Annotated in this window: 8 protein-coding genes; all 8 read left to right on the forward strand. The window is 64.3% G+C overall.

Annotation, left to right across the window (positions count from 1 at the left end; genetic code table 11):
* A partial coding sequence (locus tag ACOVRJ_RS21405) for a hypothetical protein (RefSeq protein ID WP_422045844.1) occupies positions 1-639 on the forward strand: 639 nt, incomplete at its 5' end.
* Between the two features lie 3 nt (positions 640-642).
* Positions 643-1,776, forward strand: coding sequence for a hypothetical protein (locus ACOVRJ_RS21410; protein WP_422045845.1), 1,134 nt, complete (start codon positions 643-645; stop codon positions 1,774-1,776).
* Positions 1,776-3,503, forward strand: a complete 1,728-nt coding sequence (locus tag ACOVRJ_RS21415) for a hypothetical protein (protein WP_422045846.1) — start codon at positions 1,776-1,778, stop codon at positions 3,501-3,503. The genes ACOVRJ_RS21410 and ACOVRJ_RS21415 overlap by 1 nt, the downstream gene beginning before the upstream one ends.
* A gap of 173 nt (positions 3,504-3,676) precedes the next feature.
* Positions 3,677-5,188: a hypothetical protein gene (locus ACOVRJ_RS21420; RefSeq protein WP_422045847.1), complete on the forward strand. Its 1,512-nt coding sequence runs from the start codon at positions 3,677-3,679 to the stop codon at positions 5,186-5,188.
* 200 nt (positions 5,189-5,388) lie between these two features.
* Positions 5,389-5,739, forward strand: coding sequence for a hypothetical protein (locus ACOVRJ_RS21425; protein ID WP_422045848.1), 351 nt, complete (start codon positions 5,389-5,391; stop codon positions 5,737-5,739).
* Positions 5,720-6,133, forward strand: coding sequence for a hypothetical protein (locus ACOVRJ_RS21430; RefSeq protein ID WP_422045849.1), 414 nt, complete (start codon positions 5,720-5,722; stop codon positions 6,131-6,133). The genes ACOVRJ_RS21425 and ACOVRJ_RS21430 overlap by 20 nt, the downstream gene beginning before the upstream one ends.
* A complete protein-coding gene (locus ACOVRJ_RS21435) occupies positions 6,130-6,399 on the forward strand; it encodes a hypothetical protein (protein ID WP_422045850.1) in 270 nt (89 codons plus the stop codon). Before ACOVRJ_RS21430 ends, ACOVRJ_RS21435 begins: the two co-directional genes overlap by 4 nt.
* Positions 6,396-6,617, forward strand: a 222-nt coding sequence (locus tag ACOVRJ_RS21440; RefSeq protein WP_422045851.1) for a hypothetical protein, incomplete at its 3' end; no start/stop codon positions are given. The genes ACOVRJ_RS21435 and ACOVRJ_RS21440, both read left to right, overlap by 4 nt.

Consider the following 6,617-nt stretch of genomic DNA (forward strand, 5'->3'; position numbering starts at 1 on the left):
GTTGACCCGTCCATGTTGGGGAGCGCAATGTCTACTGGCGGTGGCGATCTGAATACGTGGCTGCAACTTGGCGGAGCGCTGTACGGCAACTACTCCAACAACAAAGCAGCCGATGCGGCCAATGCGGGGTTGGAGTCGTCCAACGCCTTGCAGAAGTACATGTACGACCAGACGCGGGCCGACTACAAGCCATACCGTCAGGCCGGCTATGACGCGCTGAGCCAGATTCAGGGGCTCTTGAGCGACCCGTCAGCCATCACCAAACAGGCCGACTACCAATTCGGTCTGCAGCAAGGCACGAACGCCCTGAACAGCGGCGCGGCCTCGCGTGGCATGACCTACAGCGGGGCTCAGCAGAAGGCTTTGCAGCGCTACGGCCAGGACTACGCAGGCACCAAGCTCAACGAGTCTTACAACCGCCTCGCAGGCATTGCAGGCATCGGCCAGCAGGCCACTGGCAGCACCACTGCTGCGGGTTCCAACTACGCCAACAACGTGGGCAACGCCTTGCAGACCGCAGGCAACAACCAGGCCGGCGCCTACGTGGGCAACGCTCAGAACTGGATGAACGCTTTCGGGCAGATGGCGAACTACAACCAGCAGAACCAGTACCTGAACCTGCTGCGCAACGGGGGCTGATCTATGAGCATCGCAAACATCCTCGCACGCGGCTACCAACTGCCGCAGATGGACAGCCCGGTGAACGCTCTGGCGCAGGTGTACCAGTTGCAGAACGCCCAGCAGGCCAACGCGCTCGGCAAGATGCGGATGCAAGCCGCACAGGAAGAGATGGCCCAAGCCGCCCAGCAGCGCAACGCCTTGGCGCAGTTTCAGCAGTCCATCCCCTCGCCGCAGATGCAGGCCAGCCAAGCGGCATTGCAAGGCGGTGGCGGCCCGACCGTGCAGAACGCCGCGCAGATGCGCCCGGTGGACCCGCGCTTGCAGATGCTGCACGGCGCCATGCGCTCGGGGTTGGTGGCGCCGATGGACTACCTGAACCAAGCCATGCCTGCACCCAAGGCGCCCGAATACAAGGTGGTCGGCGGCTCGCTGGTGAAGATCGGGCAAGACGGCGTGCAGGAAGCCTATCGCGCGCCTGAGAAGGCCGAAGCCGTGCCGTCTGCCGTGCGTGAGTACCAGTTTGCACAACAGCAGGGCTACAAGGGCAGCTTCCAAGACTTCCAGCTTGAGCAGAAGCGGGCCGGCGCGGCTCAGACCTCGGTGAACTACTCGCAGCCAGTGGAAGCGATGGACGCGCAGGGCAACCGGGTTTTCATTCGCACCACGAAGAACGGCCTTGAGCCCGCCATCGTTCCCGGCGTTCGCCCGCCCATGTCAGCCGCTGAAGAACGCACGGCCAACGAGCGCAAAGACCGCGACCGACAAGGCCAGCAGATGCTGTCGGCCATCGGTGATGCCCGCCGCATCTTGCAAGCCGGCAAGGCCACCGACAGCGGGATCGGCAACGTCATGGACGCCGCTGGCCGCTCTGTGGGCGTCACGACCAAAGGTGCACAAGACGCCGCCCGCCTTGAGGCCCTGTCCGGGTGGTTGGTTGCCAACGTGCCGCGCATGGAAGGCCCGCAGTCGAACATCGACGTGCAGAACTACACCACGATGGCTGGCCGCGTGGGTGATCGCACGGTGCCGATTGCCGAACGTTTGGCCGCGCTGTCTGAGGTGGAAACGCTGCAACGCAAGTACGCATCCATCAACGGCACGCCGTCTGCCGCCAAGCCTGCAAGCGGCGCGGTCAACTGGGGAGACCTGAAGTAATGGACGTTCGCCTACCCGATGGCACGCTGCTTCAAGGTGTGCCCGATGGCACAACCAAGGCGCAGTTGTACGAGAAGCTGAAGGCCAACGGCTATGACGTGTCGCAGCTTGACGCCCCCAAGCCTGAGCCGACGATGGCCGACCGCCTCAAGCAAGGCGCTGGCGATATGGCTGCTGGTGCTGTGCGTGGCGCAGGCTCCATTGGCGCGACCATCCTTGCACCTGTTGACGCCGCAGCCCGTGCGCTGAACAACGGCAAGCCGCTGAACATCGGCGGGTATGACATTGTTGGGCAAGACCGCCGCGCAGGCATGGACGCTGGCCTGACTGAGCTGGGCGCCGATACCAACTCGCTGGCCTTCAAGGGTGGCAAGCTGGGCGCTGAGATCGCCGGCACGATGGGCGCGGGCGGTGCTGCTGCCAATGTGCTTGGCCGGGTTGCCCCTGCGATGGCTGCGCGTGCTGCGCCTGCGCTGGATGCCCTGCGTACCGCTGGCATGTCTGCCGGTGGTGTGAAGGGTGCGGGCGGCCTGGCGCTGCGTACTGTGGGCGGCGCGGCCTCTGGCGGGCTGTCTGCGGGGCTGGTGAACCCTGAAGATGCAGGCGCGGGCATGTTGATTGGCGGCATCCTGCCGGGTGCGTCTCAGCTTGTGGGCAAGGGTTCGCAGGCCATCGGCAGCACCTTGCGCGGCCCTGCGCAGACGCCAGAACTGCAAGCGGCCATCCAAGCGGCGCGGCAGGCTGGTTACGTCATCCCGCCGACCCAAGCCAAGCCGACGCTAGCCAATCGGATGCTTGAGGGGCTGTCGGGCAAGATCACCACGGCACAGAACGCCAGCGCGCGGAACCAGGGCGTCACCAACAAGCTCGCCGCCGAAGCCTTGGGGCTGCCCGGCGATACCAAGCTGACGCCTGATCTGCTGGCCGGCATTCGCAAGCAAGCCGGCGCCGCGTACAACGCCATCGGGCAGACCGGCACGGTGCAGGCTTCGCAAGCCTACATGCAAGCGCTTGACGACATTGCGGCACCGTTTGTGAAGTCGGCTCAAGCCTTCCCCAATGCCAAGCCGAGTCCAGTTCTGGACTTGGTGGAGTCGCTCAAGTCGCCTGCCTTTGATGCCGCTGCGGCGGTGGAGAAGATCAAGCAACTCCGCACCGCAGCAGATGACGGTTTCCGCGCAGGCAATACGGACGTGGCCCGCGCATCCAAAGCCGCAGCCAAGGCGCTGGAAGATGCCCTAGAAGGCCACCTTCAGGCCATCGGGCAACCCGACATGCTGCAAGCCTTCAAGCAAGCCCGCCAGCAGATCGCCAAGACCTACACCGTAGAGAAGGCGCTGAACCCGGCTTCGGGCAGCGTTGACGCGCGCAAACTGGCCGGCGAACTGAAGAAGGGCAAGCCGTTGGCCGGCGAACTGCGGGACGTTGCGAATTTCGCCTCGACCTTCCCGAAGGCATCGCAAGCCATTGAAGGAATGGGGAGCCTGCCGCAGACCAGCCCGCTTGATTGGGCTTTGGGCGGCTCGCTGTCGATGGCAACGGCTAACCCTCTGATGATGGGCGCCATGTTGGCGCGGCCTGCTGCGCGTACCGCTGCGTTGTCAGGCCCGGTGCAAAACAGGCTGGTTCAGCAGCCCAGCAACGCGCTGGCGCGCATCACTTCCGATCCTCGCCTTCAGTTGAATCTTTTGCGCGCCACTCCCGTGGGTCTAGTGGGCGGCCAGTGATGCCGCAATAGAAGCCCCAGACGGCTACGAAGCAGAGGAATACCCCGGCTTTCCATAGCTTGAACTCTATGAAGTCGCTCACTTCTTCTCCCTGAAGACCCGCCCACTGTACCGCCCAACCGGCACCCCATCAAACCCGCTTCGTGCGGGTTTTTTCATTTCTGGAGCCTGAATTGACCGCTCTCACCGCCATCAAGTACCACAGCACCAAGGCTGACGGCTCCGACAACTCCGGGGGCAAGGTGTTCACCTACGTTGCCGGCACGACCACCCCGCAGGCGACCTACACCACCGCTGCGCTCACCACGCCGAACACGAACCCTGTGATTTTGGACAGTACCGGGCGGGCGTCGATCTACCTCGACCCGGCGCTGTCTTACAAGTTCGTCGTCACTGATTCGGCTGATGTGGCGGTCCCTGAAGGCACCGTTGACAACTGGCAAGGTGATGCGCTGCGCGCCGACCTCGCCAGCACCGCCGCAGGCAAAGGCCCGGCGCTTTTGGGCTTTGCGCAGACAGGCGACGCCGGGGCCGTTGATCGCACCCTACTGGAAAAGCTGCGCGAAATTGTCAGCCGCGCAGACTACAACACCGATGGAGACTTTTCTTCCGCCAAAGGAAACAAGCCAAATATTGACGGGCTGGGTAACCTTGACGCAAAAGTAACCCGCGCAGGCGCGGCATTGCAAGAAAACCTGTCCAGTGCACTCAACGACATCCCGGCCGGACCGCGCGATTCGATAATCTACGTCAATGCAACAAGCGTGCGCGTGTCTCGCAACCACGCGCCCATGGGCGGCTTCCGGGTCCGTGGACACTACACCCGCGGCCGAGCCCCGACGTTTGCCATGCCAGCAAGCAAGGCTGCGTCAACCTCCAGCAACCTGGGCGCCGAATCGGCGGTTCACACCGAAAATTGGTATGCGGTTTTCGCCTGCGCCAATAGCGGCGACGGCGCGGCAGTTCTGCGTCTCATGCCATTCTTGCGCGCGGGGACTGTTTCCGGGTCAAATGTGCCGCTCATCAAAGCCGGCGAGGGCGTGCACGCCTTGACGGCGACGACTTACGCATGGGGCGGCACAAACAATTTGGCCAATACAGATTGCCTGGTGATATCTGAGGCCGGCGCCTTTTCTGGGCGCGTCACGACGATCACGGCCAACGTTTCCGGCCAAGTCACGCTGCAAACTATTGGCACGGTTGGCGCCTACGACTTCCTTCTGCCTGCGCCTCCCGGCTTTGCTTATTATGTCTACCTTGGGTGCTTCTATTTCGACACGGCCGAGGTGCGCAACATCGCCGACGCAGGCAGCGTGGTCAAAGCCAAAATGGTCAATTTGGCAGACCCCAATTTTACAAGCGGCGGCGCCGTTGCATTGGCTGTTGAGTTACGATGCGGGGGCTACATCAGCCCGCTGGCTACCGCCGTGGTCATGAAGGACACGCACACGGTTAGCACAGCATCCACCGGCACGCACGCTGGCTATTTCTGGCACGACTCGTCGAGCCACGAAATTAACCAGAATTTTGAGCAAAAGACCAACGCCGGAAACATGACCGTCACTTATGACGGCATCGAGTTGCCGTTCAGCCAATGGCAATCGATCTGGTATTCGACGGGCGGCACGCTGGCAGCGTCGAGGTCTGACGCCTCGCTTGAGATCAAGGGATGGATTGAGCCTTGAGATGGAAAATCTGTTGTGGGAGCTGCGGCAGACATGAGCACGCCCGTAGCGACAGCCGAATGTAAGCACGCATGCAAAAGGACGACTGATGACTACCGCACTGCTTGACCTGTTCCGCAGCCTGCTGGCGCGTATCCGCGCAGCGCTGAAGAAGTCCCCGGCCCGTGACGGCGGCCCCGGTGAAGAAAGCAAGTAGCGTCTTGCTGCTGGGTGCCGCTGTGCACTTCGGCGTGCCGCTGCTGGTCGATCTCGGTGTCGGCACGGCCGCGGCGCTTGCCTATGTCGCCTACGGCTTCGAGGCCTGCGCGGCGTGGCTGATCGTGGCGCTCGCCTTCTGGGGCAAGCCCCTGTCGGTGGTCGCCGTGTGGCTGGCCGTTGAATCGGCACTGCGCGCCGGGTGCCGGCTGGCCTTCCCACTGACCGCACCGCCGCCTGGCGGCAATCTCTGCTCTGCGGCCACCGGCACGACCCTCACCGCATGGCTCGGCATCGCCGCGGCAGCGCTGGTGGCCCTCTACGTCTGGAGACACGATGCCCGCCCCCACCAGTGATCCGCACCTCGACGCGGTAGCGGTCGCCACTGTCGCGGTGACGGCGCTGGCCGGCGGCGAGATCGCACAGTACGCCGGCCCGTACCTCGTTATCATGGCCGCCGCCATCGTGGGCGCGGTCTCGTCGCTGATGCGCCGGCCCGAGGTCGTCACCCGCTGGGTGGCCCTGGCCTGGGTGGCGTGGCTCACAACGCTGTCGCTGCTGCTCACGGGCGCGGTGTCCGCACTGCTGGAGCACGCAATCAGGCAGGCCGGATGGGAGGTGCCATCGCGCTACCTGCTGGTGCCTGTTTCGCTGGCCATCGCGGGTGTAGGCCACGACTGGCCGGCCCTTCTGGTGTGGGCCGGCCGAACTCTCAAGCGCCTGGTGGCGCGCAAGGTCTCCTCGCAATGATGGACGCGCTCAAGATCGTGCACGCGGTGGCGGTCATCGCCGCCTTCGTCGTCATCACCTGCCGCGCCGGGATGATGACCCCGGACACAGACCCAATCGTGCGCTGGCAACACCTGCTGCTGTTGTCGGGCCTGCTGTTCGGCGCGGCCCTGCAGTACGCGGAGCCCGGTTTGCTGGGCCCGGTTGTTCAGGCATGTGGCGTCCTGGCCTGGCTGCTGCTGGGTTCCAAGGCTTGGCGCCGGCAGCACGAAAGGATCGCTCTGTGATCTCCGAAGCTTTCCCGACCAGGCTCTACTGGGCGCACTTCCGCGGCGTGGCCCGCCTGGACGGCCGCGAGGTCAAGCTGACGGCGCCGCCGCACCTGCTGGGCCTGCATGTGGACGCCATCGACTACGTGCCGGGCGTGCTGGCCACGGTGCTGCCGTCGCGCGCCGGCTGGCGGGACATGACCGCCGACGAGCGGGCGCAGGCCGACCGGCTGCTG

Origin of the sequence: Roseateles sp. (assembly GCF_049240545.1) — a bacterium.
Classification (GTDB): Bacteria; Pseudomonadota; Gammaproteobacteria; order Burkholderiales; family Burkholderiaceae_C; genus Paucibacter_A.

Excerpts from the sequence above, each read along its gene's own strand:
- ACOVRJ_RS21415 (WP_422045846.1), top strand. The coding sequence starts at position 1,776 with ATGGACGTTCGCCTACCCGATGGCACGCTGCTTCAAGGTGTGCCCGAT.
- ACOVRJ_RS21430 (WP_422045849.1), top strand. The coding sequence starts at position 5,720 with ATGCCCGCCCCCACCAGTGATCCGCACCTCGACGCGGTAGCGGTCGCC.
- ACOVRJ_RS21410 (WP_422045845.1), top strand. The coding sequence starts at position 643 with ATGAGCATCGCAAACATCCTCGCACGCGGCTACCAACTGCCGCAGATG.
- ACOVRJ_RS21435 (WP_422045850.1), top strand. The coding sequence starts at position 6,130 with ATGATGGACGCGCTCAAGATCGTGCACGCGGTGGCGGTCATCGCCGCC.